The sequence below is a fragment of the Kribbella ginsengisoli genome (assembly GCF_039537185.1).
GTDB lineage: Bacteria > Actinomycetota > Actinomycetes > Propionibacteriales > Kribbellaceae > Kribbella > Kribbella koreensis.
The window spans coordinates 1389-2872 of record NZ_BAABAA010000040.1 but is presented as its reverse complement, the minus strand read 5'-3'; the positions used below and the strand labels follow the sequence as shown (position 1 = coordinate 2872).

Below are 1484 nucleotides of genomic sequence, written 5' to 3'. Positions count from 1 at the left end.
AGCGGGGGCCGTCAACGTGCCGTACGACAGGTTGGTCTGGGCTTCGCCGCGGGCAGGATCTTTGCCGAGTGGCGGATCGCTGCGGAACTGACTCACTGGACGGCGGGGCCGCCGTTCGTCTCCGCAGCGAGCGTAACGAGGTGGTCAACGTTGGGCAATCTGCTCACCCTTGCCACCTTCGCCAGGCCCTCGCCACCGAAAAGGCCGGCGGCCCGGTTCCTCGAGGAAACCGCCGCCGGGGTGCTGCGGGTGGGAGCTACTTCTTCTCGTAGTGGTAGCGGGCCTGGAGCACCACCAGGTCGTCACCGTCGACCAGGTAGACGAGCCGGTGCTCCTGGTCGATCCGCCGGGACCACGCGCCCTGAAGCACGTGCTTGAGCGGTTCGGGTTTGCCGATGCCGCTGGTCGGGTCGCGGAGCGCGTCTTCGATCAGGCGGTTGATCCGCTTGACCTGGGCGCGGTCGTTGGCCTGCCAGTGGGTGTAGTCCTCCCAGCCGATCGGGGTGAATACGACTCTCACGTCAGCGGGTGTTCCTTTCGGTCGCCCGCCCTGGCCTGATTCAGGCTGTCCAGTAGCCGCTGCGCGTTCGCGGGCGACCTCAGGAGGTATGCCGTCTCCGTCAAGGCGGTGTAGTCGTCTAGCGACATCAGCACCGCGTTGCCGGCCTTCGACGTGATCTCCACAGGGTTGTGGTCGTCGTTGACTTGCTCGATCAGCGGGAACAGTTCCCGCCTTGCCGTGGATGCGTTAATCGCCAATCTGGATACCTCACAATCGCGTTGCCCCGACTCGACCCCTTGTACCGAAAATGGTACCACTTCGCGCGGGTGACTGGTCGGGCCGATTTCAGGCGGCCGGAGTCGAGGCCCGGCCCCGCTGCCGTCGACCAGGCACAGACAGGCTCGGATGACCAGGCACTCAACCGCACTCAACCGCACTCGACCGCACTCGACCGCACCCAGCGTCAAGGCTGATCGGCTGCAGGTAGCTGCAAAACCCCTGGGCTGTGTCGGCGGGCGTGATTACGCTGCGAAAGATGAATGGGGCTGAAAGCAACAATCCGACTCCGCAGCCTGGCTCAGCTCACCAGCCGTCCGGGCCTCCTCTTCCGCGGGAGCTTGGCCCTTCCCATCGGCCGGCCCCTGGTCGACCACCAGGCCCACCACTGCCCAGCCAGAACCCCGGCTGGCAGATCCCGGCCGCGACGACCCAACCGCCGGCCATTCAGGCGCAGCCTCCGGCGCCAATCGCACCCCAGCCGCGGCCGACATACGTACCGCAGCCCAGCCCGGCGATTGCTGACCCGCAGTCGGTCGCGCCCTGGGCGGCCCGGCCCGCCTCGAACCACGTTCCGCAGTCGCGGCCAGAACCTGCCCAGCGGGGCTGGAGGCAGTTTGCCGGGGTCGCGGAGCTGGCGATGGCGCTGCCGTGGCTGTGGTGGTCGTGGATGTCCATCCAGTTCATCGGCCTGTTCAGCACCACC

3 protein-coding genes are annotated in these 1484 nt (G+C 67.2%); all 3 read right to left on the bottom strand.

Annotation, left to right across the window (positions count from 1 at the left end; all coding sequences use genetic code 11):
* Positions 1–256: 256 nt before the first annotated feature.
* A complete protein-coding gene (locus ABD768_RS42930; RefSeq protein ID WP_344850748.1) occupies positions 257–520 on the bottom strand; it encodes a Txe/YoeB family addiction module toxin in 264 nt (87 codons plus the stop codon).
* Positions 517–759 carry a type II toxin-antitoxin system Phd/YefM family antitoxin gene (locus tag ABD768_RS42925; protein WP_344850746.1) on the bottom strand — a complete coding sequence of 81 codons (243 nt, stop codon included), beginning with the start codon at positions 757–759 and terminating at the stop codon, positions 517–519. The genes ABD768_RS42930 and ABD768_RS42925 overlap by 4 nt, the downstream gene beginning before the upstream one ends.
* A gap of 466 nt (positions 760–1225) precedes the next feature.
* On the bottom strand, positions 1226–1484 hold a 259-nt coding region (locus tag ABD768_RS42920), incomplete at its 5' end, for a hypothetical protein (protein ID WP_344850744.1).